This is a genomic window from Rhodanobacter sp. G2-10 (assembly GCF_055809185.1).
The window spans coordinates 2,967,551-2,993,559 of record NZ_CM147900.1 but is presented as its reverse complement, the minus strand read 5'-3'; the positions used below and the strand labels follow the sequence as shown (position 1 = coordinate 2,993,559).

Annotated in this window: 24 protein-coding genes and 1 riboswitch; of the genes, 15 read left to right on the top strand and 9 right to left on the bottom strand. The window is 64.9% G+C overall.

All coding sequences use genetic code 11. From position 1 onward, the window contains the following. Positions 1-11 precede the first annotated feature (11 nt). The 8 genes from AC0L58_RS13575 to AC0L58_RS13540 all read left to right on the top strand — a co-directional run bounded on the left by AC0L58_RS13575 (position 12) and on the right by AC0L58_RS13540 (position 9,274). Positions 12-914 carry a LysR family transcriptional regulator gene (locus AC0L58_RS13575; RefSeq protein WP_473684260.1) on the top strand — a complete coding sequence of 301 codons (903 nt, stop codon included), beginning with the start codon at positions 12-14 and terminating at the stop codon, positions 912-914. Positions 915-1,236: 322 nt separating this feature from the next. Continuing rightward, complete coding sequence (locus AC0L58_RS13570; RefSeq protein WP_473684258.1) at positions 1,237-3,735, top strand: TonB-dependent receptor plug domain-containing protein; 2,499 nt, start codon at positions 1,237-1,239, stop codon at positions 3,733-3,735. Between the two features lie 258 nt (positions 3,736-3,993). Then, the gene (locus AC0L58_RS13565; protein ID WP_473684257.1) at positions 3,994-5,259 is read left to right on the top strand and encodes an APC family permease; all 1,266 of its coding nucleotides are present in this window, start codon (positions 3,994-3,996) and stop codon (positions 5,257-5,259) included. A 137-nt stretch (positions 5,260-5,396) separates the two neighbouring features. Next, on the top strand, positions 5,397-5,633 hold the full coding sequence (locus tag AC0L58_RS13560) for a hypothetical protein (protein WP_473684255.1): 237 nt from the start codon (positions 5,397-5,399) through the stop codon (positions 5,631-5,633). Positions 5,634-6,022: 389 nt separating this feature from the next. After that, positions 6,023-6,619, top strand: a complete 597-nt coding sequence (locus tag AC0L58_RS13555) for an anthranilate synthase component II (RefSeq protein ID WP_473684253.1) — start codon at positions 6,023-6,025, stop codon at positions 6,617-6,619. After that, entirely contained in the window at positions 6,616-7,692 is a 1,077-nt protein-coding gene (trpD, locus tag AC0L58_RS13550) for an anthranilate phosphoribosyltransferase (protein ID WP_473684251.1), read from the top strand. Before AC0L58_RS13555 ends, trpD begins: the two co-directional genes overlap by 4 nt. Positions 7,693-7,781: 89 nt before the next feature. Further along, the gene (gene trpC / locus AC0L58_RS13545; RefSeq protein WP_473684249.1) at positions 7,782-8,576 is read left to right on the top strand and encodes an indole-3-glycerol phosphate synthase TrpC; all 795 of its coding nucleotides are present in this window, start codon (positions 7,782-7,784) and stop codon (positions 8,574-8,576) included. A gap of 35 nt (positions 8,577-8,611) precedes the next feature. Continuing rightward, positions 8,612-9,274: an HAD family hydrolase gene (locus tag AC0L58_RS13540; RefSeq protein ID WP_473688733.1), complete on the top strand. Its 663-nt coding sequence runs from the start codon at positions 8,612-8,614 to the stop codon at positions 9,272-9,274. A 149-nt stretch (positions 9,275-9,423) separates the two neighbouring features. Here AC0L58_RS13540 and crp read toward each other — a convergent pair whose 3' ends face one another. Next, positions 9,424-10,122: a cAMP-activated global transcriptional regulator CRP gene (crp, locus tag AC0L58_RS13535; RefSeq protein WP_473684247.1), complete on the bottom strand. Its 699-nt coding sequence runs from the start codon at positions 10,120-10,122 to the stop codon at positions 9,424-9,426. A 288-nt stretch (positions 10,123-10,410) separates the two neighbouring features. Between crp and speD the strand changes: the two genes are divergently transcribed. Next, positions 10,411-11,196 (top strand): adenosylmethionine decarboxylase, encoded by a 786-nt coding sequence (gene speD, locus AC0L58_RS13530; protein ID WP_473684245.1) that lies wholly within the window; start codon positions 10,411-10,413, stop codon positions 11,194-11,196. Positions 11,197-11,309: 113 nt separating this feature from the next. Here speD and AC0L58_RS13525 read toward each other — a convergent pair whose 3' ends face one another. The 4 genes from AC0L58_RS13525 to ahcY form a co-directional block, all read right to left on the bottom strand. After that, a complete protein-coding gene (locus AC0L58_RS13525) occupies positions 11,310-12,227 on the bottom strand; it encodes a branched-chain amino acid transaminase (RefSeq protein WP_473684243.1) in 918 nt (305 codons plus the stop codon). Between the two features lie 53 nt (positions 12,228-12,280). Further along, positions 12,281-12,871 carry a DUF4124 domain-containing protein gene (locus AC0L58_RS13520; RefSeq protein WP_473684241.1) on the bottom strand — a complete coding sequence of 197 codons (591 nt, stop codon included), beginning with the start codon at positions 12,869-12,871 and terminating at the stop codon, positions 12,281-12,283. A 23-nt stretch (positions 12,872-12,894) separates the two neighbouring features. Then, positions 12,895-13,719 carry a methylenetetrahydrofolate reductase [NAD(P)H] gene (gene metF, locus AC0L58_RS13515; RefSeq protein ID WP_473684239.1) on the bottom strand — a complete coding sequence of 275 codons (825 nt, stop codon included), beginning with the start codon at positions 13,717-13,719 and terminating at the stop codon, positions 12,895-12,897. 251 nt (positions 13,720-13,970) lie between these two features. Continuing rightward, positions 13,971-15,410, bottom strand: coding sequence for an adenosylhomocysteinase (gene ahcY, locus AC0L58_RS13510; RefSeq protein WP_473684237.1), 1,440 nt, complete (start codon positions 15,408-15,410; stop codon positions 13,971-13,973). 84 nt (positions 15,411-15,494) lie between these two features. After that, positions 15,495-15,595, bottom strand: a riboswitch (S-adenosyl-L-homocysteine riboswitch). Between the two features lie 96 nt (positions 15,596-15,691). Between ahcY and ppc the strand changes: the two genes are divergently transcribed. Beyond that, complete coding sequence (ppc, locus tag AC0L58_RS13505) at positions 15,692-18,397, top strand: phosphoenolpyruvate carboxylase (RefSeq protein WP_473684235.1); 2,706 nt, start codon at positions 15,692-15,694, stop codon at positions 18,395-18,397. Positions 18,398-18,499: 102 nt separating this feature from the next. Here ppc and AC0L58_RS13500 read toward each other — a convergent pair whose 3' ends face one another. Then, positions 18,500-18,691, bottom strand: coding sequence for a hypothetical protein (locus tag AC0L58_RS13500; protein WP_473684233.1), 192 nt, complete (start codon positions 18,689-18,691; stop codon positions 18,500-18,502). Between the two features lie 20 nt (positions 18,692-18,711). On the opposite strand from AC0L58_RS13500, the gene AC0L58_RS13495 reads away from it, so the two are divergent. Together AC0L58_RS13495 and AC0L58_RS13490 are read left to right on the top strand one after the other, a co-directional pair. Next, complete coding sequence (locus AC0L58_RS13495; RefSeq protein WP_473684231.1) at positions 18,712-18,942, top strand: hypothetical protein; 231 nt, start codon at positions 18,712-18,714, stop codon at positions 18,940-18,942. Continuing rightward, on the top strand, positions 18,939-19,430 hold the full coding sequence (locus AC0L58_RS13490) for a TA system VapC family ribonuclease toxin (RefSeq protein WP_473684229.1): 492 nt from the start codon (positions 18,939-18,941) through the stop codon (positions 19,428-19,430). The genes AC0L58_RS13495 and AC0L58_RS13490 overlap by 4 nt, the downstream gene beginning before the upstream one ends. A gap of 154 nt (positions 19,431-19,584) precedes the next feature. On the opposite strand, the gene AC0L58_RS13485 is transcribed toward AC0L58_RS13490, so the two are convergent. The 3 genes from AC0L58_RS13485 to AC0L58_RS13475 form a co-directional block, all read right to left on the bottom strand. Continuing rightward, positions 19,585-19,860, bottom strand: coding sequence for a GIY-YIG nuclease family protein (locus AC0L58_RS13485; RefSeq protein WP_473684227.1), 276 nt, complete (start codon positions 19,858-19,860; stop codon positions 19,585-19,587). A 4-nt stretch (positions 19,861-19,864) separates the two neighbouring features. Beyond that, positions 19,865-20,494, bottom strand: a complete 630-nt coding sequence (locus AC0L58_RS13480; protein WP_473684225.1) for a glutathione S-transferase family protein — start codon at positions 20,492-20,494, stop codon at positions 19,865-19,867. Positions 20,495-20,738: 244 nt separating this feature from the next. Next, the gene (locus AC0L58_RS13475; protein ID WP_473684223.1) at positions 20,739-22,604 is read right to left on the bottom strand and encodes an ATP-binding cassette domain-containing protein; all 1,866 of its coding nucleotides are present in this window, start codon (positions 22,602-22,604) and stop codon (positions 20,739-20,741) included. 181 nt (positions 22,605-22,785) lie between these two features. On the opposite strand from AC0L58_RS13475, the gene AC0L58_RS13470 reads away from it, so the two are divergent. Genes AC0L58_RS13470 through AC0L58_RS13460 form a run of 3 tightly spaced genes read left to right on the top strand, consistent with a single transcriptional unit; the run spans position 22,786 to position 25,888 of the window. Next, complete coding sequence (locus AC0L58_RS13470; protein ID WP_473684221.1) at positions 22,786-23,130, top strand: type II toxin-antitoxin system RelE/ParE family toxin; 345 nt, start codon at positions 22,786-22,788, stop codon at positions 23,128-23,130. Then, complete coding sequence (locus AC0L58_RS13465) at positions 23,123-24,226, top strand: HigA family addiction module antitoxin (RefSeq protein WP_473684219.1); 1,104 nt, start codon at positions 23,123-23,125, stop codon at positions 24,224-24,226. The genes AC0L58_RS13470 and AC0L58_RS13465 overlap by 8 nt, the downstream gene beginning before the upstream one ends. A gap of 18 nt (positions 24,227-24,244) precedes the next feature. Next, a complete protein-coding gene (locus tag AC0L58_RS13460) occupies positions 24,245-25,888 on the top strand; it encodes a site-specific DNA-methyltransferase (RefSeq protein ID WP_473684218.1) in 1,644 nt (547 codons plus the stop codon). Positions 25,889-26,009 lie beyond the last annotated feature (121 nt).

The following is a 26,009-nucleotide window of genomic DNA, read 5'->3' as shown; positions in this document are numbered from 1 at the left end:
GAAATCTCGACATGCGTCTTCGCTACATTGAGTTGTTTCATGCCGTGCTCACTACCGGCAGCCTGACCGGCGCGGCAAACCTGCTGAACATTTCGCAGCCGGCGGCGAGCAAGGCGCTGCAGCAAGCCGAGAATCAACTGGGTTTCACCCTGTTCAACCGCGTGCGTGGACGCCTGCATCCGACCGAGCAGGCGTTGCTGCTGCGTCCGCGCGTGGAGAAAATCATCCGGGACCTGCACGACCTGCAGCGTCTCACCACCAACTTCGGTCGCCCCGAAAGCTCACCGCTGCGGGTGACCTGCACGCCAACCCTGGCCCAGGCGCTGGTGCCGGATGCAACCACGCTGTTGCGCAAGGCGTACCCCGCCGCCACCGCTGAACTCTCCACTCGGCACTCGGCGGAGATGTGCGAGTCGTTGACGCTGCGCGAGACCGACATCGGGCTCACGCTGCAGGATGCCAGCCATCCCGAATTGCGTCAGGAGCCGCTATGCCAGGGGCGTGTCATGGTCATCGCGCCACCCGGCCGCTGGACCAGCGCCGAGCTGGCGCAGCCGTTGCCCGTCACCGCGCTGGCCAACGAGCCGATGATCGGCATTGCGGTGCAGGATGCGCTGGGCAACATGCTGCAAAGCCACCTGATGCATGTCGATCCCGCGCCGCAGATCTCGGTGTGGGTACAGACCTATCAGCTGGCCTGTGCTCTCGTCGCGCAAGGCGCAGGCCTGGCCCTGGTGGATCCGTTCACCGCGACGCAGGGCAACGAGCACATCGTGCAGACGCGTCCGTTGATGCTGGAGATCGACGTGGTGCTGTACGCGGTGTACCGGCTCGACAGCCAGCTGAATCCCGTGCAGAAGCACTTCATCGACCTGGTGCGCCAATTGGCGCTGCAGATGCTGGCGCCGGGCTGATACCGCCCAATTCGCCGCGTCGCGCACGGGCGTCTGCGCCACGGCGTCTACAACCATCGGTTATGCCAGGTGCCGGTCTTTTCATTGGTGGCCGGCGCTGGCTTGTGACTATGCTCGACTCGAACTTGCAGCGCGCGGATTCGTGTCCAGTCGAAACGCGTCTGTTCACGGGACGTCACGAACGTGTTGCTGGTGCGGGGGGGCGGTGACGGCAGGAGCCTGTTCCGGGAGCGCCCGCGCGGATTCCTCGTTCCACTGCGTCAGCAAGCAATCGCCGGGGGCCAGGCGGTTTTGTTGCAATCCTAACCTTGGGGAGTTTTTCATGAACGAGCGTCTCAGCCGCATCATTCCCAACCTGCTGTCGGCATCGGTGCTGCTGGTATTGGCCGGAGCCGTCGCCGCGCAGGAAACTCAGCCGGCCCAGGGCACCGACGCAGCATCGCCGAGCGCGCAGCAGACGGGCAAGGCGCAACAGAAGCAGCAGGCCGCCAACCTGTCCCAGGTGATCGTGACCGGTACGCGGACCAGCGATCGCACGCAAGCCAGCTCGCTGGTGCCGATCGACGTGATTCCCAGTCAGGTCCTGAACGATTCCGGCGCCGTCGATCTGGGCAATGCGCTTGATCGCGCCGTGCCGTCGCTGAATTTTCCGCTGGCGTCGATGTCCGACACGTTCGCCTTCGTGCGCCCATTCCAGATGCGCGGCCTCAACAGCGACCAGGTGCTGATCCTGGTCGACGGCAAGCGCTGGCACTCGAGTGCGCTGATGCTGACGCTCGGGCAGGTCGGCCAGGGTTCGCAAGGCGTCAACATCAACACGATCCCGGTCGGCGCCATCGACCACATCGAGGTGCTGCGCGACGGCGCCTCGGCCCAGTACGGTTCGGATGCGCTTGCCGGCGTGATCAACATCATCCTGAAAAAGGGCGCGAGCGGCGGTGACGTGCAGGGCGACTACGGCAAGTACTCTGCCGGTGACGGCGCGAGTACGCGACTGCAGAGCAACCTCGGATTTGCGCTGGGCCAGAACGGATGGATGCGCCTTTCCGCGCAGGTCGGCAAGCAGGACCCCACCAATCGCGCGGGGCTGGACAACCGGCCCGGCTTTACCGAGCTGGGAAGGAAATACCAGGTCGGCATTCCCAACTCCAACAACTACAACACCTTCCTCAACTGGGGCTACGATTTCTCGCCCAGGGTGCATCTGTACGGCTACGGGCACTACGGCAGGCTGATGGCCGAGCCGATGGCGTTCTATCGCTACGGCACGAATGCGCCGGAACCGAAGAACGATCTGATGCAGTACCTGTTCCCGGATGGCGACGGCTTCAATCCGGTGGAACACGGTGTGTCGCGCGACAAGTCCTTCGTGACCGGATTGCGCGGCGAGACGGAAGGCGGCTGGAGCTGGGATGCCAGTGCCGCCTGGGGCGCCAATCGCGTTTCCTACGGCACCTTCAACACGGTCAACTTCGCGTTCTGGAATGACTTTGGTTACACCCCCACAAACATCCACGACGGTACGCTGACCGCGTCGCAAACCACGGTCGACTTTTCGATGGGCAAGTCGCTCAGCGACTACTGGCACCTGGGCTTTGGCGCGCAGTACCTGCACCAGGGCTACAAGATCGTGGCGGGTGACCTCGCCTCGTACTACGTGGGCACGTCGGGCGTGACGGGCGGTGCGCAGGGTTTTGCCGGCTGGGGTCCCGAGGACGCGAGCAACAGCACGCGGCACTCGGTTGCCGAGTATGCGCAACTGGAAGGCAACATCACCGACAAGCTGAGCACGTCGCTCGCGGTACGCCACGAGAACTATTCGGACTTCGGCACCAATCTTTCCTACGCGCTGTCCGGTCGATTCGATTTCGACCGCGGGTTCGCCTTGCGCGGCACGGTCTCCACCGGCTTCCGTGCGCCGGGCCTGGGACAACAGCATGCATCGGTGACCACGTCCGTGTCGTATCCCGCTGGCAATTCGCTCGGCCTGCCCGAGGGCATCTACCTGCGTGGCCTGGTGCCGGTGGACAACAAGACGGCCTTGCTGCTGGGCAGCGAACCGCTGAAACCCGAGACCACCCGCAGCTACACGATTGGTGCCGTATGGAACCCGTCGCGCAACTTCACCACGACGGTGGATCTGTACGATATCCAGCTGAAAAATCGCATCCTGATGTCGAGCTCGATGTCGCTGGTGACGGATTCGGTCAAGGACTATCTGGCCGCCAACGGCGTGGTCAATTCGGAATACGTCGCCCTTGCCTACTTCACCAATGCGGCGGAAATGCGCATCAAGGGCATTGGCGTGGTCACGAACTATCTCAAGGAATTCGACAACGGCGGCTCATTCCAGACCACGGTCAACTGGTCGTACCACAAGAACAAGGTGACCAAGGTCCTGCCCAACCCGGAGGTACTCAACGCGCTGGGCGACGTCGGATTCAAGCGCATCACGCGCAGCCAGGAGAAGGGCTTGCTCGCCGACCAGATGCCGCGCTCGAAATTCATCTGGACCAACACCTGGAAGACCGGCAACTGGGGTTTCACCGGCACCGCCGTGCGCTACGGCGGCGTCACCGATTACAGTTCGACCAGCTATCTCAACGACGACATCTACCCGGCCAAGTGGCTCTTCAATGTGGCGGCGAACTACTACCGCGATCGTTGGACTTTCACCCTGGGCTCCGACAACGTCTTCAACACCTATCCGCAGAAGGCGCCCGACGGCAGCAACTTCCACGGGATATTCCCCTATCCGAGCAGCTCGCCGTTTGGTGCCCAGGGTGCGTATGTCTACGGAAAAGTTGCCTATCGCTGGTGATTCCCACCCGCCTGGCCCTAGCCCGGATCCCGGCCAGCCGCCGGGATTCCGGTTTGCCGGACGACGACGTGTCACTCTCTTGCTGACCAGCTCCTGCTGCAGCGACCGGCGTGCTGGCCGCGGCCATGCTGCCGCCTTGACGCCAGCCGGTACCTGACCCGGTCCACGCATTCGGAATTGCCTTTGAACCAGCCGCCGACATCATCTTCACTCGCCGAGACTGCAGCGCTGCAAGGAACACGAACCGGCCAGCCGCCCATGCTGCGCGCGGTCGGACGCTGGCAGCTGGTCGGGTTGTCGGTCAACGACGTCATCGGCAGCGGCATCTATCTGTTGCCCGCGGCGGCCGCTGCGCTGCTGGGACCAGCGAGTCTGTGGGCCGTGCTGCTGGCTGGCGTGGCGGTGAGTCTGCTGGTGCTGTGCTACGCGCAGGCCGCCAGCTATTTCGACCAGGCTGGTGGCAGCTATCTGTACGCGCGCGAGGCGTTCGGGCGCTTCGCCGGATTCGAAGTGGGCTGGATGCTGCTGCTGACCCGCGTATCCAGCGCAGCGGCGCTGAGCAACGGCCTGGCCGATGCGGTCACGCACTTCTGGCCGGCTGCGGCTGGCGGCGGCGGGCGCTTGTTGATCGTGGTCGGTTCGCTGGTGGCGCTTACCGGAATCAACGTGATCGGCGTGCGCGCTGCGGCGCGCACCGGCGTGGCGCTGGCGATCGCCAAATTCCTGCCGCTGGCGATGTTCGTCATCATCGGTGCGTTCTTCGTCGATCTGAGCCAGGCCTCGCCGCTGGCAGTCGGTTCCATCCCGATGGAGGATCTGGCCAAGGGCGCCTTGCTGCTGCTGTTCGCCTACGCCGGTTTCGAGAACATGCCGGCGGCGGCTGCCGAATACCGCAACCCGCAGCGCGACGTGCCGTTCGCGATGCTGACCATGATCATCCTCGTCACCGCCACCTACGTCGCCGTGCAGTGGGTGGCCTTGGGTACCTTGCCCGGATTGGCTGCCTCCAGCACGCCACTGGCCGATGCTTCCGCCCGCTTCGGCGGCATGTGGCTGGCGCTGGTGTTGACCGTCGGCGCGGCGATCTCGATTCTGGGCACCAACAGCAATACCATCATGTTCGGTCCGCGCTACCTGCTGGCGCTGGCCGACGATGGCTTCGGTCCCGCGTCACTCACGCGCATCCATCCGCGCTTCCGCACACCGGCAGTGGCCATCGTCACCGTTGGCGTGCTGTCGGTGATCCTGGCGTTGTCCGGATCGTTCGTGCAGCTGGCCCTGCTCTCGGTGGTGGCGCGACTGTTCGGGTATCTCGCCACCGCGGTGGCGGTGCTGGTACTGCGCAAGCGCCATGGCCAGCGCCAGGGCGCCATGCGCCTGGCTGGCGGCCCGGCAATCCCGGTCGCCGCGACGCTGCTCTCGCTCGGGCTGCTGGCCAGCGCCGGCGTCGCCAACCTGGTCGCGGCGGCAGTGGCGCTGATTGCCGGCGCGCTGATCTACCGGTTCTGGCGACGGCCGTCATGAGATCGACCAGCGTCGCGTGCGCCATGGCCGGGCATCCACACGGTGCATACCGATCAGCGATGCGCCAGCGAGCCTGCGGCGGTGACGTGCCGCGTCGCTGTCGTGAAGCGATGTCTTCCGCCTGACCGGGAGTTCCCATGCAGCTCAATCCGCAACGCAAGGACGCCTTGTTGTTCAGCCTGTTTCTGGTGCTGTCGGCCATGTTCGCCGCCGTGACGCCGGCCAAGGCTGATACATCCGGCACGACACCCGACAACACTGCTTTGAGTGCGTGTGCCGTCGTCAGCCGGGCGCATGAAGCGGCTGGCGGCACGGTGTGCTGGCGACAGGCTATTCGGCCTCTCCGCGGTCGCGCCATCCTCCAGAAGAAGTGAGCTGCCGGTCGCGCGCACGATCGGCCATCGGCTGGCGTTCCGGCATGCAGCCGCAAATCCTGCATTCGCAACATCAAGGCATGCCTTGAGGCACGCCGCCCGGCTTTGACACCGTGCTGCCGCACAGCCGATTGCCCAGTGGATTCCCCGCGTCAGCGCCGAATTGATCGCGACATGACGAAGATCAGCGCATTCTTCCCGCCCGTCTCTGCTCCCTTGAAACCCGGTTGTCGGGCCGGGCCCGGCCCGCAGCGGTCGCGACAATCTCCGAATTACCCGTCAAAATGTATTTCGCCAGGCGCCTGCCCGAAGGTGTCGGATGCTTTCGCGGGTATCCTTGGCAGCGGATGCACGAATACACGTCACACAAACTACCGGGTGAGTACCTGATGCTCTTGATGATCGACAACTACGACAGCTTCACCTACAACCTCGTGCAGTATCTGGGCGAGCTGGGGCAGCAGGTCGAGGTGGTGCGCAACGATGCGCTGGATGTGGCCGGGATCCGTGAGTTGGCGCCTTCGCACATCATGATCTCGCCGGGGCCGGGTACGCCGGATGATTCGGGCGTATCGCTGGACGTGTTGCGCGAACTGGGCGGGGAGATTCCGGTGTTCGGCGTGTGCCTGGGCCATCAGGCGATCGGCCAGGTGTTCGGTGGCAAGGTGATCCGCGCCAAGCAGATCATGCACGGCAAGACCTCGCCGGTGCGTCATCGCGGGCAGGGCGTGTTTGCCGGTTTGCCCGAACCCTTCGAGGCCACGCGCTACCACTCGCTGGTGGTGGAGCAGTCGTCACTGCCCGCGTGCCTCGAGATCACTGCCTGGACCGAGAATCCCGACGGCACGATGGACGAGATCATGGGCCTGCGCCACAAGACCCTGGCGATCGAAGGGGTGCAGTTCCATCCGGAGTCGATCCTGACCCGGCATGGCCACGACATGTTGCGCAACTTCCTCGGGTTGCCGTTGCGGTTGGCCGCATGAAGGTCGAGGGGGCGGCCAGGCCGGGGCGTTCGGTCTCGATCACGCCGCAGGAGGCGCTGCAGCGCACGATCGAACATCGGGAGATCTTCCACGACGAGATGATCGCGCTGATGCGCCAGATCATGCGCGGCGAGGTGAGCCCGCTGATGACGGCGGCGATCATCACCGGCCTGCGCGTGAAGAAGGAGACCGTCGGCGAAATCACCGGTGCGGCGCGGGTGATGCGCGAGCTGTCGGCCAAGGTGCCGGTGAGCGGTGACGACACCCATCTGCTCGACATCGTCGGTACCGGCGGTGACGGGGCATCGAGTTTCAATATTTCCACCGCCTCGATGTTCGTGGCCGCAGCCGCCGGGGCACGCGTGGCCAAGCATGGCGGGCGCAGCGTGTCGTCGAAATCCGGCAGCGCGGACGTACTTGAGTCGCTCGGCGCCTCGATCGACCTGAATGCGGCGCAGGTGGCCCAGTGCATGGCCGAGACCGGCATCGGTTTCATGTTCGCGCCGAACCATCATCCGGCGATGAAGGTGGTGGCGCCGGTACGCCGCGAGATGGGCGTGCGCACCTTGTTCAATATCCTGGGGCCGCTGACCAACCCGGCCGGGGCGCCGAATATCCTGATGGGCGTGTTCCATCCGGACCTGGTCGGCATCCAGATCCGCGTGCTGCAGGCGCTCGGTGCGCGCAATGCGCTGGTGGTGTGGGGTCGCGACGGCATGGACGAGATCTCGCTCGGCGCGGCCACCCTGGTCGGCGAGCTGCGCGATGGCGTGGTGCGCGAGTACGAAGTGGAGCCGGAGGATTTTGGCCTGGCGATGGCATCCAGCCGCAACCTGCGGGTGGAGAACGCCGAGGAATCGCGGGCGATGTTGCTGGATGCGCTGCAGGGCCACGCCGGTGTGGCGCATGACATCGTCTGCCTGAACGCGGGTGCGGCCTTGTACGCGGCCGACCTGGTGGACGGCATCGGCACCGGCATCGAGCTGGCGCGTGCCACCATCGCGGGCGGCGCGGCCCATGCCAAAATGGAAGCCTTCGTGGCGGTTACCCGCCGATTGGCTGGAGCAAAGTAGGTGCGTCACCCGTGCAGTTCGTGGCAGGCAGGTTACACCGCGCGTCATCGCGCATTAGGATGGTTCCATACCCCATCGAGCGAGATGCCATGACCGACATCCTCAATCGCATTCTTGCCCGCAAGGCGGAAGAAGTTGCCGAGCGCCGCACCCGGGTCCCGCTGGTCGAGTTGACGGCGCGCATCGCCGAGCAGCCTGATACCCGCGGCTTCGCGGCGGCCATCGAGGCAAAGATCGACGCCGGCCTGCCGGCAGTGATCGCCGAGGTGAAGAAGGCCAGCCCGAGCAAGGGAGTGATTCGCGCCCAGTTTGACCCCGCCGCGATCGCGAAGAGCTACGAGGCCGGTGGCGCGGCCTGCTTGTCCGTGCTTACCGACAGCGACTTCTTCCAGGGCAGCGAAGCCTTTCTGCAGCAGGCGCGCAGGGCGTGTTCACTGCCGCTGTTGCGCAAGGATTTCATCGTCGATCCGTATCAGGTGCACGAGGCGCGTGCAATCGGCGCCGACGCGATCCTGCTGATCGTATCCGCCCTCGACGATGACGAGCTGCTGCCGCTGGCCCTGCTGGCGGCCGAGCTCGACATGGATGTGTTGTGCGAAGTGCACGACGAGGAGGAGATGGAGCGTGCGCTTGCGCTGCCGGTGCCGCTGATCGGCGTCAACAACCGCAATCTGCGCAACTTCGAGACGGCGCTGGAGACCTCGCTTGCGCTGCAGGACCTGATCGAGTACGACCGCGTGCTGGTCGCCGAGTCGGGCATCCGCACGCCGGAAGACGTGGCACGCCTGCGCGAGGGCGGTATCCAAGCATTCCTGGTCGGTGAGGCGTTCATGCGCGCCGAGGACCCGGGCAGCGAACTGCGACGATTGTTCGCCACCGCGTGAGCGCGCCCGAAGAAGTCGCCACGGCCACGCCGCCGATGCTCGAGGCTGCCTCGCCGCGGGTGGTGCTGTTCGATTTCGACGGCGTGCTGTTGCGCGGCGACGCGTTCTACCTGTTCGTGCGTGATTGCTACGCCCGTTCACTGTGGCGCAAGGGGCTGGCGCTGCTGAGCACTCCGCTACTGTTGCCGATGCTGCCGTTTTCGCGGCGTCTGCCTGCGTACTTGTTGGTGCGTGTGGCGCTGCTCGGCATGGGCGAGCGACGCTATCGACTGGCTGCGAGCGCCTTCGGCGCCGCCCTTGCGCGGCGGCCACGCCAGTTCAGCCGCGATGGGCTGAATCAGCTGCGTCAGCATCAGGTGAACGGTGACCGGGTGATCGTGGTGACCGGTTGCGAGGACACGCTGGTCAGCTCGATCCTGCATGAGCTGGGGCTGTCCGGCCTGGAGATCCTCGCCTCGCAATTGCGACCCGGCTGGGTCGGCATGCGGATGCGCCGGCACAACGTGGGTCGACACAAGGTCCGCTCGTTGACCGAACACGGCGTGGCAGCGTGGCAAGTCGCCTATGGCGACTCGATGCATGACGTGGCGATGCTCAAGTCAGCCGTCGAAGCGGTGCTGGTCAACGGCACGCCGACGCTTTGCAAGAAGGTCGAGAAGGCGCTGGGCCGGACCGTCCGCCGGGTGGAATGGTTCTAGCGGCGCTGCCGACGTTCCCGAATGGCAGGAGCGCACCCCGTGCGCAATGCTCTTCCGAACACCGAACACCGAACACCGAACACCGAACACCGAACACCGAACACCGCGAAAAGAACATCGCGCACAAGCTGCGCCACCGCAGCCAACCGTCAGCGGGTACCAAGTATCACGATAGTCTTGCCCGAAACGTCGATCATCCGCTGTTCTTCGAGCTGCTTGAGTACGCGGCCGACCATCTCGCGCGAGCAACCGACGATGCGGCTGACTTCCTGGCGCGAGATGCGGATCTGGGTGCCATCGGGGTGGGTCATCGCATCCGGCTCCTGGCACAGGTCGAGCAGGGTGCGCGAAATGCGGTTGGTGACATCCATGAACGCCATGCGGCTGACCTGGCGCGAGGTGCGCAGCAGACGGTTGGTGAGTTGGGCACCGATGGAAAAAAGTATCTTCGGACATTCCTCGCGCAGCGGACCTTCCATCAACTGGAACAGCCGCTCGTAGCTGACTTCGGCCATTTCGCACGGAGTCCGCGTGCGCACCATCGATTCACGCTGGGCCTGCTCCACGAACAGCCCCATTTCACCGATGAACTGGCCGCGGCTGATGTAGGCGAGGATCAGTTCGCGCCCCTGTTCGTCTTCGGTGCAGACCGCCAGCGAACCTTCGATCACGTAATACAGGGTGTTGGCCGGGTCGCCGGGACGGATGATCGCCGTTTTGCCGGGATAGCGACGGCGGTGGCATTGGCCCAGGAATCGCTCCATCGAGGCGGGGTCGGGGGCGAAGCCAAGCGGGGCCTGCGAACGCTCGAAGGCCTGTTGCAGCTGGTATTTGAGGTGTGGGGCCATGACGACTCCTGGAGGCGGCTTCGGTGGATCGGCGATGGCCGCAATCGCGCCAAGCGTGACGGCAATCACCTCATCTTGCTGGGCATTATGGCAAACCTTTGGGTTAGCCGCAGGTTCAATTTTCCGTGCGTTTGCCTCATACTTCGCGGTCTTTCGGTAGCGATGACCTTGTCGCACGCCGTTCGCAAGGGTCGTGCAGGCTCTGCCTGTACTCCATTCCAATCGCGGGGACCCTTGTCGCTAACCCGCCTCTACAGCTGACCGAAGTCCGGTCATGGAGAGCCGCCCGTGGTCAAACCACTGCCCCGTTTGCGTCTGCAGGGTTTCAACAACCTCACCAAGGCGTTGAGCTTCAACATCTACGACATCTGCTATGCGGTGTCCGAAGAACAGCGTCAGCGCTACATCGAATACATCGATGAGCAGTACGATGCCGACCGCCTGACCCAGATCCTCACCGACGTGGCGGAGATCATCGGCGCCAACATCCTCAACATCGCGCGCCAGGACTACGATCCGCAAGGTGCGTCGGTGACGATCCTGATCTCCGAGGAGCCGGTGCTGGAGAAGCTCGGCCGCGACACCATTTCCGGTGCCGTGGTGGCGCACATGGACAAGAGCCACATCACCGTCCACACCTATCCGGAGACGCATCCGCACAACGGCATCGCGACCTTCCGCGCGGACATCGACGTGGCCACCTGCGGCGTGATCTCGCCGCTGAAGGCGCTGAACTACCTGATCGACAGCTTCGAGTCGGACATCGTGGTGTGCGACTACCGCGTGCGTGGCTTCACCCGCGACGTGAAAGGCAAGAAGCACTTCATCGACCACAAGATCAACTCGGTGCAGGACTACCTGGCGCGGCACATCCGGCAGAAGTACGAGATGTTCGACGTCAACGTGTACCAGGAGAACATGTTCCACACCAAGATGCACATCAAGGACTTCGACCTGGACACCTACCTGTTCGAGTCGCACGCCGACGACCTGTCGTTCAAGGAGCGCCAGCGCATCGAATCGCTGCTGCGGCGCGAGATCGAGGAGTTGTTCCACGGACGCAACCTGATGTGACGAAAAACCCGCCAATCGGCGGGTTTTTCGTCACATCAACGGCTGGCGGGCAGAGCCCGCCCTACGGTTGCGGCGTCGTAGGGCGGGCTCTGCCCGCCTGCTCTTCGCCATCCTCACACCTGTTCCAGCCACCCCCACTTGTCGTGGGTACGGCCGTCGAACAGGCCGAAGAACAGCTCCTGCAAGCGCAAGGTGACGCGTCCGGCCTTGCCGGCGCCGACCGGCTTGCCGTCGACCGAGCGGATCGGGGTGATTTCGGCGGCGGTGCCGCACATCAGCAGTTCGTCGGCGAGGTACAGGTATTCGCGCGGGATGTCGCGCTCGACCACTTCGATGCCGTCCTCGCGAGCCAGTGTCTTCAAGGTGTCGCGGGTGATCCCGGCGAGAATCGAGGCGCTGGCCGGGGTGGTGTGCAACACGCCGTCAAAGACCAGGAACAGGTTCTCGCCCGCGCCTTCGCTGAGCAGGCCGGTCGAGGCCAGTGCGATACCTTCGCCGAAGCCAAGCCGCCGTGCCTCGCGTGCGATCAGCTGGCCGGAGAGATAGTTGCCGCCGGCCTTGGCGCCTGCCGGGATGGTGTTCGGCGCGAAGCGCTGCCAGCTCGACACGCAGGCGTCGATACCGTTCTTCAAGGCCTCCGGCCCGAGGTAGGGGCCCATCGGCCACGCGGCCACGGCCACGTCGATCGGAGTTTCCGCGGATAGCCCGAAGCCGCCCAGTCCGCGGTAGGCGACCGGGCGCAGGTACGCGGCGCCGAGGCCGTTCTTTCCGATCACTTCACGGCATGCGCCAGCCAGCTCGTCGGCGGAATAGGGCAGCGTCATGTCGTAGATCTTGGCCGACTGGTACAGCCGGTTCAGATGGTCGGTGAGGCGGAAGATCGCCGCGCCATCGGGCGTGGCGTAGCTGCGGATGCCTTCGAACACCGAGGAACCGTAGTGCAGTGCATGCGACATGACATGCGTGGTGGCTTCTGCCCAGGGCTTGATGCTGCCGTTCTGCCAGATCCAATCGGGGTATTGCTGCGCCATCTCGGTTCTCCCATGCGGACTGCCCATGATAGCGCGGAGCCTGCTCCGAGCGCTCAATTTGCGTTGCGCAGCCACAGGCAACCGGCCTGCCGCACGATGTCGAAGCGCCACTCCGATGCCGTGCCACCCGTGCCGTCTCCCGCGGTGTGCAGTACCAGTTGATCCGCCGGACGCGGTACCACTGTGCTGATGGCCGGCGAAAAAAAGTCATCCGTGTCCGTCGATGCGGACGGCGGCGGTGGTTGGGGCGTATCGATGTCCAAGAGCGGCTGCTTCATCAAGCTGGCGAGGGAGCGGATGTCGGCGATCGCCGCGCCGCGGCCGTATCCGTCCCACAGGATCAGGCCGGCCATCCGGACCATGTCGCGCCGGGCAAAGGCGTCGATCACGCTCTGGCGCAGCTCATCCACGTTGGCCGCACACAGGACCGGAGGCGGGGCGGTATTCGCTGAGGCACTGGCCGCACTGTCGGGGGGACGGACCGGCGTGGCCTGCAGCGCGGCGCAGGGCCGGTCGGTGAATACGGGTCCGCCATGAGCGCCGATGCAGCGGTGGATCTCCGACTGTGCTTGCGCCGGCACGCACCACCCGAGCAGGGCAAGCCCCAGCAGGACGAGACACGACGGGATGATCTGGCGCGGCATACCGCCAGCATAGCCGTCGCGGGTCAGGAAAGTTGTTGCAGTACCGCTTGCGTGGCGCGGGCACGATTCAACGTATAGAAGTGGAGTCCCGGCGCGCCGCCTTCGAGCAGCCGCCTGCACAGTTGAGCCACCACCTCGGCGCCGAGCGCGCGTACCGAGTCGGTGTCGTCGCCGTGGGCCTGCATGCGCTTGGCGATCCAGCGCGGGATCTCGGCGCCGCACATCTCGGAGAAGCGCTTGAGCTGGCTGTAGTTGGAGATCGGCATGATGCCCGGCACGATCGGCACGTCGACGCCCAGCTTGCGCACGTCGTCGACGAAGCGGAAATAGGCGTCCGGATTGAAGAAATACTGGGTGATCGCCCCGTTGGCGCCGGCGTCGATCTTGGCCTTGAAATGCCTGAGGTCGCGCAGCGCGTCATCGGCCTGCGGATGCGTTTCCGGGTAGGCCGCCACCTCGATGCGGAAATGGTCGCCGCAGTGCTCGCGAATGAAGCTGACCAGCTCGGCGGCGTAGCGGAAGTCACCTGCCGTGGCCATGCCCGAGGGCATGTCGCCGCGCAGCGCCACCAGGCGCTGATAACCCGCCGCGCGGTAGTCGTCCAGCAGCGCGGCCAGCTCGGCCCGGGTGCCGCCCATGCACGACAGGTGCGGCGCCACGTTGAGGCCGTGCTCCGCGTGCAGCCGGGCGACGGTGTCGCCGGTATAGCTGAGGGTGGAGCCGCCGGCGCCGAACGTGACCGAGGCGTACTCCGGCTGGTGCGCCTTCAGCGCCCGTGCGGCACGGTCCAGCTGTGCGCGTTGTTCGTCGGTCTTGGGCGGGAAAAACTCGAAACTGATCGCGGGCATCGCAGCAGTGTCCGGCAGGCGGTACGGGCGAGTATATCTTTATGTCGCGATAGAGCGATAGAGCTTGGGCCGGGAATCGGGAGTCGGGAGTCGGGAATCGCAAATCGTCAAAGGCGCGGAGTCCAGGAATTCATGGATTGCCGATGCAGCTTCGACCGTGCACATGAAAACGGGGCGCATCGCTGCGCCCCGTCCAGTTTCGGGAAGCGGATGTTGATTTCCGAATCCCCAATCCCGAATACCGGCCTCGATCAATAGCGGTAGTGATCCGGCTTGTACGGTCCTTCCACCGGCACGCCGAGGTATTTGGCCTGCTCGGGGCTGAGCGTGGTCAGCTTCACGCCGATCTTCTCCAGGTGCAGGCGGGCCACTTCCTCGTCGAGCTTCTTGGGCAGGATGTAGACCTTGTTTTCGTACTTGTCCCTGTTTGCCCACAGCTCGATCTGCGCCAGGGTCTGGTTGGCGAACGAGTTGGACATCACGAAGCTCGGGTGGCCGGTGGCGCAGCCGAGGTTGACCAGGCGGCCTTCGGCCAGCAGGAACATCGCGTGACCGTCGGGGAAGACGTACTTGTCCACCTGCGGCTTGATGTTGATCTTCTCCACGCCGGCCATCGCGTTCAGCGCGTCGACCTGGATCTCGTTGTCGAAGTGGCCGATGTTGCAGACGATGGCCTGGTCCTTCATGCCCTTCAGATGCTCCAGCGTGAGCACGTCCTTGTTGCCGGTGGTGGTGACGTAGATGTCGCCACGACCCAGGGTGGACTCGACGGTGTTGACCTCGAAGCCTTCCATCGCGGCCTGCAGCGCGTTGATCGGGTCGATCTCGGTGACCACCACGCGCGAACCATAGGCGCGCAGCGAATGGGCGCAGCCCTTGCCCACATCGCCGTAGCCGCAGACCACGGCCACCTTGCCGGCCAGCATCACGTCCATCGCGCGCTTGAGGCCGTCAGCCAGCGACTCGCGGCAGCCATACAGGTTGTCGAACTTGCTCTTGGTCACCGAATCGTTGACGTTGATGGCAGGCACCAGCAGCGACTTGGCTTCGGCCAGCTGGTACAGGCGATGCACGCCGGTCGTGGTCTCCTCGGAGACGCCCTTCCAGTCCTTGACCACGGTGTGCCAGAAACCCGGGCGCTCGGTGTGCACGCGCTTGAGCAGGTTCTTGATCACCTGCTCCTCATGCGAGGTAGCCTTCTCCTCGACCCACTTGCTGCCGTTCTCGAGCTCGTAGCCCTTGTGGATCAGCAGCGTCACGTCGCCGCCGTCATCCACCACCATCTGCGGACCGAGAAAGCCGCCCTTGCCGTCGGGGAACGACAGCGCTTCGAGCGTGCAGTCCCAGTATTCCTCCAGCGTCTCGCCCTTCCAGGCGAACACCGGCGTGCCGGTGGCGGCAATTGCGGCGGCGGCGTGATCCTGTGTGCTGAAGATGTTGCACGAAGCCCAGCGCACGTCAGCGCCGATGTCCTTCAGCGTCTCGATCAACACCGCGGTCTGGATCGTCATGTGCAGCGAGCCGGTCACGCGCACGCCCTTGAGCGGGGCGTCGGGCGCGTATTTGCGGCGGATCGACATCAGGCCCGGCATCTCGTGCTCGGCGATGTCCAGTTCCTTGCGGCCGAAGTCGGCGAGCGAAATGTCGCGAATCTTGTAGTCGTGGGTGCTTTCTTTCAGTGCAACGTTCATCGGGGATCTCCGGTTAGTGCGAGGCTTTCGTGAAGAGTCCGGTCATGGATGGCCGGTCTTTCTTCGCGACGGGACTCGCGTACAAACAACCGGGCGCCGTTGTGAGACGTGCCGCGTCGAGCCTGGCCGGTTTACCAACGACGGAGAGATCCGTGTCGTGAACGGTCGCAGCGCCCCTCGACGGGCAGTACAAGCCTCCTATTGTAGCGGCAGACGGGAACAGATGCCTCCAGCGCGCCGATTCTGTACGCTGGGGGTTCATCCCGCACCGGAGTCCACGCATGCAAGAATCCCGCGAACCCGAGCTGTTGCCGCGCGACGCCCCCCTGCGTGAAAACGTGGGCCGGCTTGGTGCGATGGTCGGCCGGATGCTGGCCGAGCAAGGCGGCGAAGCATTTTTCGAGCGGGTCGAGCAGGTACGCATCGCCGCGATCCGGCGCCGCAGCGAAGGGGACTCGGTGGAGGACCTGGCCGGGTCGCTGGCTGGCCTCGATGCCAGCGACGCCGAGGCGCTGGCGCGGGCATTCGCCACCTATTTCCAGGCGGTCAACACGGCCGAGCGGGTGCATCGCATCCGCCGTCGGCGCGACTACGAGCGCGAAAGTGACCAGGTGCAACCGGAGTCCCTGCTCGATACCTTGGAGCAACTGAAGGCGCAAGGCGTCGGCGCCGACGAATTGCTGGGCTGGCTGGATCGCGTGTGGATCGAGCCGGTGTTCACCGCGCACCCGACCGAAGCCGTGCGCCGCTCACTGCTGGAAAAGGAGCAGGCGATCGTGCGCTCCCTGGTCGACGGCTTCGACCACGAACGCACGCCGCAGGAACGCCAGGCCGACGACGAGCGCATCTACATGGCGCTGTCTGCCGGCTGGCAGACCGCCGAGGCCTCGCCGATACGGCCAACCGTGCAGGATGAACACCATCATGTCGGTTTCTACCTGGCCAATCCGATCTATCGCGTCGTGCCGGCGCTGTACCAGTCGTTGGCCGAAGCGCTGCAGACGGTCTATGGCGTGGCGGTCGACTTGCCGCGCCTGCTTGGCTTCGCCACCTGGGTGGGCGGAGACATGGACGGCAACCCGAACGTCGGTGCGGACACCATTGCGGCCAGCCTGGCCACCCAACGCGCGCAAGTCATCGAACATTACCTGGCCGACGTCACCGCCCTGGCACGCCTGCTCAGCCAGACCGACAGCCGCGTCGCGGTGTCGCCGGCGCTGCAGCAGCGGCTGGCCGACTATCGCGAACGCTTCCCACGGGCCGCCGAAAAAATTCGTCCGCGCCACGCCGACATGCCCTACCGCTGCCTGCTGACCCTGATCGGCGCTCGCCTGGAGGCCAGCCTGGATGACGATCAAACCGAAGGCTATGACTCTTCGGCCGACCTATTGGCCGACCTGAAGCTGATTGCCGAGAGTCTGATGGCGCATCGTGGCCTGCACGCCGGCACGTATGCGGTGCAGCGCGTCATGCGCCGCGTCAGCACGTTCGGTCTGCATCTGGCCAGGCTCGACGTACGCCAGGATTCGCGCGTGCATGACGATGCATTGTCGGCCCTGCTCGGCGACGAGGATTGGGTTGGCCGCTCCGCTGATCAGCGCACGCTGCGATTGCGCGATTATGCGAGCGGCAAGGCGCGCTTTGCGATCAGTCATGCTGATGTGGCGATGTCGTTGTACGACGTGTTCGCCACCATTGGCGACACGCGCCGCCGCTACGGCAGCGAGGCGGTCGGCTTGTACATCATCAGCATGGCGCGCAGCGCGGCCGACGTGCTGGCCGTGCTGGCGCTGGCGCGCTACGGCGGACTGGTGCACGACGACCACGTGCCGCTGAACATCGCGCCGCTGTTCGAGACCGTCGACGACTTGAAGAACGCCCCGGCCACGTTGCAGGCGCTGCTGGATGATCCAGTCTATCGCCGACACCTTGCGGCGCGCGGCGACCAGCAGTGGGTGATGCTGGGTTACTCGGACAGTGGCAAGGACGGCGGCACGCTGGCCTCGCGCTGGGGATTGCAGCGTGCCCAGGTCGAGCTGCTTGAGGTCGCGCGGCGATCGGGGATCCAGTTGGCGTTCTTCCACGGCCGCGGCGGTTCGGCCAGTCGTGGCGGCGCACGCATTGCGCCGGCGCTGATGTCCTCGCCGCGTGGTTCGGTCGCTGGTGTGCTGCGGGTCACCGAGCAGGGCGAAGTGATCCATCGCAAGTACGGTATCCGCGCGCTGGCGCTGCGCAATCTGGAACAGACGGTCAGCGCGGTGTTGCGCGCCTCGCTGCGACCGCGTGAGGACGATCCGCGCGAGGAGCGCTGGCGTGCGCAGATGGACGCATTGTCGGCGAGCAGTCGTGCCACCTATCGCGCCTTCGTCGACCATCCGCATTTTGTCGATTACTTCCGCAGCGCCACCCCGATCGACGTGATCGAGCGGATGACCCTGGGCTCGCGTCCGGCCAGCCGGCGCAGCATGCGCGGCGTGCAGGACTTGCGTGCGATCCCGTGGGTGTTCGCCTGGACTCAATGCCGCTCGATCCTGCCCGGCTGGTACGGTCTCGGCAGCGCGCTGGAGCAGGGCGTTCGCGAATTCGGCGAAGCGGCGATGGCCGAGATGGCCAACGACTGGCCGTTCTTCAGCAACATGCTGGACGACGTGGAAATGGTGCTGGCCAAGTGCGACCTCGATATCGCCGAGGCATTCTCGCGGCTCTCGGGTCCGCTGCATGACGAAATGTTCGGTCTGATCCGCAACGAGTTCGAGCGTACCCGGCGCGAGTTGCTGCAACTCAAAGGCCATCGCAGCCTGTTGCAGGATGCCCCCCGCCTTGCCGCCTCGATTCGGCTGCGCAATCCCTATGTCGATCCGATGAGCCTGCTCCAGGTCGACCTGCTGCAACGCTGGCGTGCCAGCGATGGCAACGACGATGATCTGTTGCAGGCCCTGGTCGCCTGCGTCAACGGCGTGGCCCAGGGGCTGCAGAACACCGGCTGAGCGCAGCGCTGTCCGTTGCCGGATGGGTTTGTTCGGAAACGGACAGCGGATACGCTCGCGTTTGTGCAGGAGGTACGCAAGTGCCCGAGTTTCCGCGCCTTTTCAGGCGGTGTCGCCTGGCGCGCAGGTTGCCGCATCTTCCGCATGGACATGGCCAACCTCGCTCTCAATATCCGCAAGCGCTGTCGACTGCGCCTGGCCGTGGCCGCCGTCGCCGGGGTTGCAGCGGCCCCATGCCAAAAACGGCTCTTGACGTGCGATGCGTGATGCGTGATGCTTGATGTTGCCCGTCATCACGATGGAGCAAGGTCACTATGCGCACCACCCTCAAGCTCGATGAAGATGTGCTGGCCGCTGCGCGTGCGCTCGCGCAGCAGCAGGGCAAGACGCTGGGTGAAGTAGTCTCGGCGTTGGCCCGTCGTGCCTTGCAGCCCGCAGCGGCGGCACCGGTGATGCGCAATGGAATCAGGCTGCTGCCGGTGCGCGAAGGCGCGCGGCCGGCGACACTGGAACTGGTCAATCGCCTGCGCGACGAGTTGCCGTGAGCCCGGCCAAGGTGCGGCGCGGCGTCGGCGACAAGCGCGGCGAATGGCCGTCCAGAGATTCGGTATACCTGCTCGATGTGAACGTGCTGATTGCCTTGCTCGATCCCACTCATGCCCAGCATCCTCGCGCCCATGCCTGGTTTGCAGACTCGGTCACGGCGTGGGCCAGTTGCGCGCTGACCCAGAACGGCTTTCTGCGCATCGTCAGTCACCCGCGCTACAGCAATCCGCTGGCCTCGCCGGGGGAGGCGGTGCCGGTGCTGACCGAGTTCTGCGCGAGGCCGGATCATCATTTCTGGTCTGACGATGTCAGCCTGCTCGATGCGGCGGCCGTCGATGCGGAGCGGCTGCTGACTACCGGCCAGGTCACGGACAGCTACTTGCTGGCGCTGGCGGTAAAGCACGGGGGGCGTCTGGCTACCTTCGACAGGCGGCTGGTGACCAACGCGGTGCATGGCGGTGAAGCCGCACGGTTTGTCATTGAGTGAAGCTCGGCACTGGAGCCAGGAGCCTTTCGTGGGAGATCCGCTTCAGCGTTCCATTGCGGCTCCCGGTTTTCTGCGAGAGCGCGCCGAAGTGCGCGAACGGCGTGCGACGTCCGCGCGGCACACGTAACAAGACGTGACGTATTTCTGTGCGCTTCTACAATGCGCGGTCTGCCTTCAGCGCAGCGATGCGTTCGGGGCGCGGCAGCTTCTTCCAGGCGATCTCCAGCCGCAGCGCGGCGCCGTGATCGGCGACCCAGACATAGCCCAGCAGGCGTTGCGGGGGGTTGGAACGGGTGAAGCGCGCGCCCTTGCCGGCGAGATGTTTCGCATAGCGCTGCTCGGGGTCGCGTGCGATGCCGGTGTAGACGCGGCCGTCGGCGCACTCGATCAGGTAGACGGCCCAGGCGTCGGCGCCGGGTGCCTTGCTCATGCGCTCAAGCCCACTCGATCAATCCCTCGCTCTCGCAGGCTTGTGTCCAGGAGGGGCGTGCCTTCAATCGCGTGGCCAGCGCGGCCAACTGCGGCCATGCGGTCGCCGGACGCGGCATGTTGCGCGACCAGCGCAGCAGCATCAACGCGTACAGATCGACCACGCTGAACTGCTCGCCCAGCATGTGCGGGCCATGCGCTGCGAGATGGGCGTCGATATGCGACCAGCATTTCTCGATGCCCACTCGCGCGGCATCCTTGATGGCGTCCGCCGCGGCGGGCAGATGGTCGCCCGGGTAGAACCATTGACGGAACAGCGGCTGCAGCGAGTTGGCCAGGTAGAACATCCACTGCAGGTAATCGCCACGTTGTGCGCTGCCAGGGACGGGCGCCAAGGCTGCGTCCGGGTGCCGTTCGGCCAGCAGCATGGTGAGCGCCGCGGCCTCGCCATGCGGCATGCCGTCGACGATCAGGGTCGGCACCACGCCGTTGGGATTGATTGCCAGGTACGCCGCGCTGCGCTGCTGGCCGGCTTCGATGTCGATGCGTTCCAGCGCGTGCGGCGCACCGATTTCCAGCAGGGCCAGATGAACCACGAGGTTGGCCGAACCGGGGGCGTAGTAGAGCGTGTACATGGCAGTGATCCGCTGGGGCTGGGTGCCAATGATACGCCCGGCGTGCGGGCGGGAAGAGGAGTGAGTAGAGAGGAGTGAGGAGTGAGGAGTGAGGAGTGAGGAGTGAGGAGTGAGAAGTGAGAAGTGAGAAGTGAGAGTAGAACTGACGCCCAGCGCGCACTGCTTTCTCTCACTCCTCACTCCTCTCCACTCACTCCTCTCCACTCACTCCTCACTCCTCTCCACTCACTCCTCACTCCTGCCCTCATCCCTGGTCGAGTTCGCTCCAGCGCGCATAGGCCGCATCCAGCTCGGACTGCAACGCGACCAGCGCCTCGTTTGCCGCGACGATCGCGGCACTGTCTTGCTGGAAGAAGGCGGGTTCGGTCATCGCTGCGGTGTGCGCGGCGATGTCTGCTTCCAGTTGTTCGATGCGCCTGGGCAACTGTTCCAGCTCGTGCTGTTCCTTGAAGCTGAGCTTGCGCCTTGCAGCAGCAGGCGCCGCCGGAGCCGGCGCCGGGGCGGGCGCTTTGGCCGTGCCGTTGGTGGTGCGGGTAGCGGGCTTCTGCCGCAGCCAGTCGCTGTAGCCGCCCACGTACTCACCGATTTGGCCTTCGCCCTCCAGCACCAGCGTGCTGGAGACCACGTTGTCGAGAAAGGCGCGGTCATGCGACACCAGCAACAAGGTGCCCTGGTAGTCGGTCAGCAGTTCCTCCAGCAACTCCAGCGTCTCGACGTCGAGGTCGTTGGTCGGCTCATCCATCACCAGCAGGTTGGAGGGCTGCGCGAACAGCTTGGCCAGCAGCAGGCGGTTGCGCTCGCCGCCGGAGAGGCGAGTGATCGGCGCACGTGCGCGCTCGGGCGAGAACAGGAAATCCTGCAGGTAGCCGATGATGTGCTTGCGCTGGCCGTTGAGTTCAATGAACTCGCGACCGTCGGCCACATTGTCCAGCGCATTGAGCTGGTCGTTGAGCTGCAGCCGGTGCTGGTCGAAGTAGGCGATCTGGATACCGGTGCCGAGCTCGGCCGTGCCGCGCAGCGGGGTCAGTTCGCCCAGCATGATCTTCAGCAAGGTGCTCTTGCCGGCGCCGTTCGGGCCGATGATGCCGATGCGGTCGCCGCGGAGAACCGTGGTGCTGAGGTCGTCGATCAGCACGCGGCCGTCGTGGGCCTGGTGCACGTGCTTGAGATCGATCACCTTCTTGCCCGACGACTGCGCGCTGGCTGCGGTCATCTTGACGTTGCCGCCCAGGTTGCGCCGTTCGGCGCGTTCCACGCGCAGCGCCTTCAGCGCGCGCACGCGGCCCTCGTTGCGGGTGCGCCGGGCCTTGATGCCCTGGCGGATCCACACCTCTTCCTGCGCCAGCTTCTTGTCGAACAGTGCATTGGCCTGGGCCTCGGCGTGCAGTCGTTCCTCGCGCCGGCGCAGGTAGTTGTCGTAGTCGCCCGGCCAGTCGGTCAGCGCGCCGCGGTCGATCTCCACGATGCGCGTGGCCAGCGCGCGCAGGAAGCTGCGGTCATGGGTGACGAACAGGATGCTGCCGGCGAACTGCTTGAGGAAGGTTTCCAGCCAGTCGATCGCCTCGATGTCGAGATGATTGGTCGGCTCGTCCAGCAGCAGCACGTCGGGCTTGCGGACCAGCGCCTGGGCCAGCAGCACGCGACGCTTCATGCCGCCGGACAGCGCGGCGAAGTCGGTACCGCCGGGAAGCTCCAGCTGGGTGATCACATCGCTGACGCGGCGATCCAGGTCCCAGCCGTGCTGCGCTTCGATCTGGTGCTGCACGTCACCCAGGGCGTCGAAGTCGCCCTCGGCGATCAGATGGTGATAGCGCGCCAGCAGCCGGCCCAGATCGCCCAGGCCCTCGGCAACCACGTCGAACACGCTGCCCTCGGTGCCATGCGGCACTTCCTGCGCCATGCGCGCCACCACGACGCCATTCTGCACGCGCACCTCGCCGTCGTCGGCCTGCAGCTCGCCGGCGATCAGCTTCATCAGGGTGGATTTGCCTTCGCCGTTGCGACCGACGATGCAGACGCGCTCGTTCGCCTCGATCGACAGATCGACATGTTCGAGCAGGAGGGGGCCGCCGATGCTGAAATCGACGCGTTGCAATTGGATCAGGGACATCCGCCCATTGTAGCGGCAGAACCGTTGAAAGCCCTCTTTCCGAGGGAGTCAGCCCGTTTGAAAGAGGAAGCAGAACTTTGCGCGCCCCTGGCATCCGGCCGGCTTAGGCTTCGTTCACCCTGGCGCTGGACATGGCGAACAAGTTTTACTAACCTGTTAGGTAATATACAAGGCGCCATGGATGGACATCTGCTTCGCTGATCGCAAGCTCGAGAAGGAATGCAATGATGCTCGCCTGTTGCTGCGTCGGCATGGCGAACGCCGTGCCAAGCTCCTGAAGGGCAGGCTCGCCGTGTTGGCCGCCGCCACTTGTCTAGCCGATATCGGGCCGCCCTACCGCGGCCCCATGCGCTGCCACGAGTTGACCGGCGATCGTGCCGGGCAACTCTCGATCGACCTCGATCACCCTTACCGGTTGATCTTCTCGCCCGACCACGAGCCGTTGCCGGCGCGTGATGAGGGCGGCCTGGATTGGAGCCGTGTCAATGGAATCCGCATCCTCGAAATCGCAGACACCCATGAATAGTCGCAACACCTACTTGCCCGATCATGCCGTCTCTCCCGGTGACGTGCTCGACGAGCATCGCGAAGCCATCGGACTGACCCAGGCCGAGTTGGCCCAGCGCATTGGCTTCTCAGCCAAGCACGTCAATCGGCTGTTGGCGGGCCTCGAGCCGGTGACGCCAGAAACCGCGCTCAAGCTGGAGGCGGTATTTGGCCTGCCTGCGCGGGTCTGGCTGGCGCTGGAGGCGCGCTACCGCGAGCACCTGGCGCGCGAGGCCGAGCATGCCGGCCTCACGGCCGAACTGTCGTGGCTGGATCAGCTGCCGTATCGCGCCCTGGCCAAACTCGGCTGGATTCCCGCGCGCCTGCGCGACGTGGAACTGGTGCGTGCGTTGCGCGCGTTTTTCTGCGTCGGTTCGCTCGACTACCTGCCGGACGTGTGGGGCAACGTGCAGGCGGCTTATCGCAAGGCGGAGGCCTTCCAGTCGCACGAGTGGGCGCTGCTGGCCTGGCTGGCGCAGGGCGAGCGGGAGGCTGAGCGCCTGGGCTGCCGGCCGTTTGACGCCGCTGGCCTGCGCGCGGCGCTGCCGGAACTGAAGGCGATGTCCCGACTGCCCGGTGTCACCTTTGTGGATCCATTGGTGCAGCGTTGCGGCGAGTTCGGCGTGGCGCTGGCCTTTGTGCCGGCGCCGGATGGCGCCCGCGTCTGTGGTGCCACCCGTTGGCTCAGCAAGGACAAGGTGCTGGTGCAACTGAGCCTGCGCTACAAGACCGACGACCAGCTCTGGTTCACCCTGTTCCACGAACTCGGCCATGTATTACTGCACGGCAAGCGCAGCCAGTTCATCGATTTCGAGAAGGCACACGACGTGAATGCGCTGGAACAGGAGGCCAACGCGTTCGCGGCAAGCCAACTGGTTGCGCCCGATGCTCTGGCGCAGCTCATGGAGGCCGGGGATTTCCGCATCGCTACCGTGCTGGCCTTTGCCGAGCGGCAGGGTGTGGCGCCCGGCATCGTCGCCGGCCAGTTGCAGCATCGCGGCGCGGTGCCGTTCCGGCATCCCTTGAGCAAACTCAAGACCAGCTTCCGCTGGACCCATGAAACCCGCGCGGCCTGACCTGGAAGAGAACGACCCATGCCTGAACTGAACTGGCTCGGCGACCGCAAGGCCAAACTGGCCGCGCGCCAGGTGCCGTACCGCCTGTTGCAACCCGTCGAACAGGTGGGCGACCCGGCGTCGGACAACCTCCTGATCCAGGGCGACAACCTGGATGCGCTGAAAAGCCTGCTGCCGCTGTACGCCGGCCGCGTGAAATGCATCTTCATCGACCCGCCGTACAACACCAAAAGCGCGTTCGAGCACTACGACGACAACCTGGAGCACAGCCAATGGTTGTCGATGATGTATCCGCGGCTGGAGCTGCTGCGCGAGCTGCTGGCGGAGGATGGGTCGATCTGGGTCAGTATCGACGACAACGAAGGTCATTACCTCAAAGTGTTGATGGATGAGATTTTCGGGCGAAACAAGTTCGTTGCGACCTGCGTTTGGCAGAAGCGTTATTCGCGCGAGAATCGAGGGTCCATTGGTGATGTGCACGACTACGTGCTTGTTTACGCATCTGAGCCTGAGAAATTCAAGCGGGTTCGGAATCGTTTGTCGCTGGACGAAAAGCAAGCAAAGATTTACCGCAATCCCGATAACCCGAGAGAGACCGATCCCGCAAAGCGATGGCGCAGTTTGCCAATGACTGCGCAGGGCTTTAGACCCAATCAGATGTATGAAATTGTTTCGCCAACTGGTAAAGCCCATCGCCCTCCGGAGGGCCGTTGCTGGTCGATGGTTGAGCCGGAATTTGAAAACCTCCGTTCAAAGGGCCGCATCTATTGGGGCAAGGACGGAAATGCACAGCCGGGCGTGATTCGCTTTCTATCCGAAGTCGAAGGACTAGTCCCGTGGACTTGGTGGCCACATGAAGATGCGGGTCATACCGATGAAGCAAAAAAGGAAGCGAACGAGCTTTTCGGTGGAGAGGAGAGCTTCGGAACGCCAAAGCCTGAGCGCTTGCTTCAGCGCATTTTGGCTATCGCCACCAACCCCGACGACCTCGTTCTCGACTCCTTCCTCGGCTCCGGCACCACTGCCGCCGTGGCGCACAAGATGGGCCGTCGATGGATCGGTATCGAGATGGGCGAGCATGCGCGAACCCACTGCCTGCCGCGCTTGACCAAGGTGGTCGAGGGCGAGCCCGGCGGCATCTCGGCGGCGGTGAACTGGCAGGGTGGCGGCGGTTTCCACTTCATGCGCCTGGGCGAGCCGGTGTTCGAGCAGGACGGACGCATTTCGCCCAGCGTGCGCTTTGCGCCGCTGGCGGCGTATCTGTGGTTTGTCGAAACCCGACGCCCCTGGCGTGGCGGTACGGCGGCGGATGGATGTCCAGCCCGGCGCATACCCTGCCTGACGCCGTGGATGGATGCGGTGGAGGAGGCCGAGCGCCAGGGGCATCCGTTGACGCCGCGGCCGACCCCTGCGCCAACGCCGCTGCTCGGCGTGCATGGCGAAACGGCGATCGTGCTGCTGTACAACGGCATCCTCGGCGACCGCCGGCCGCAAGGCGGCAACGTGCTGACGCATGCGGTGTGGGAGGACATCAGGGCGTTGTTGCCGGAGCACACCGGGGCCTGGCTGGTGTACGGCGAGGCCAGCCGGTTGCAGCCAGCGACGCGCAAGCATTTGAACATCGAGTTCAAGCAGATTCCCTACGACATCCGGGTGCGTTGATGTCAAGCGGTCACTCATTCTCCGGTAGCCCGTCATTCCTGCGAAAGCAGGAATCCAGTGTGGTGACTTTTTGCAACGGCAAGGCGCTGGATCCCTGCGTTCGCAGGGATGACGAGCCTTC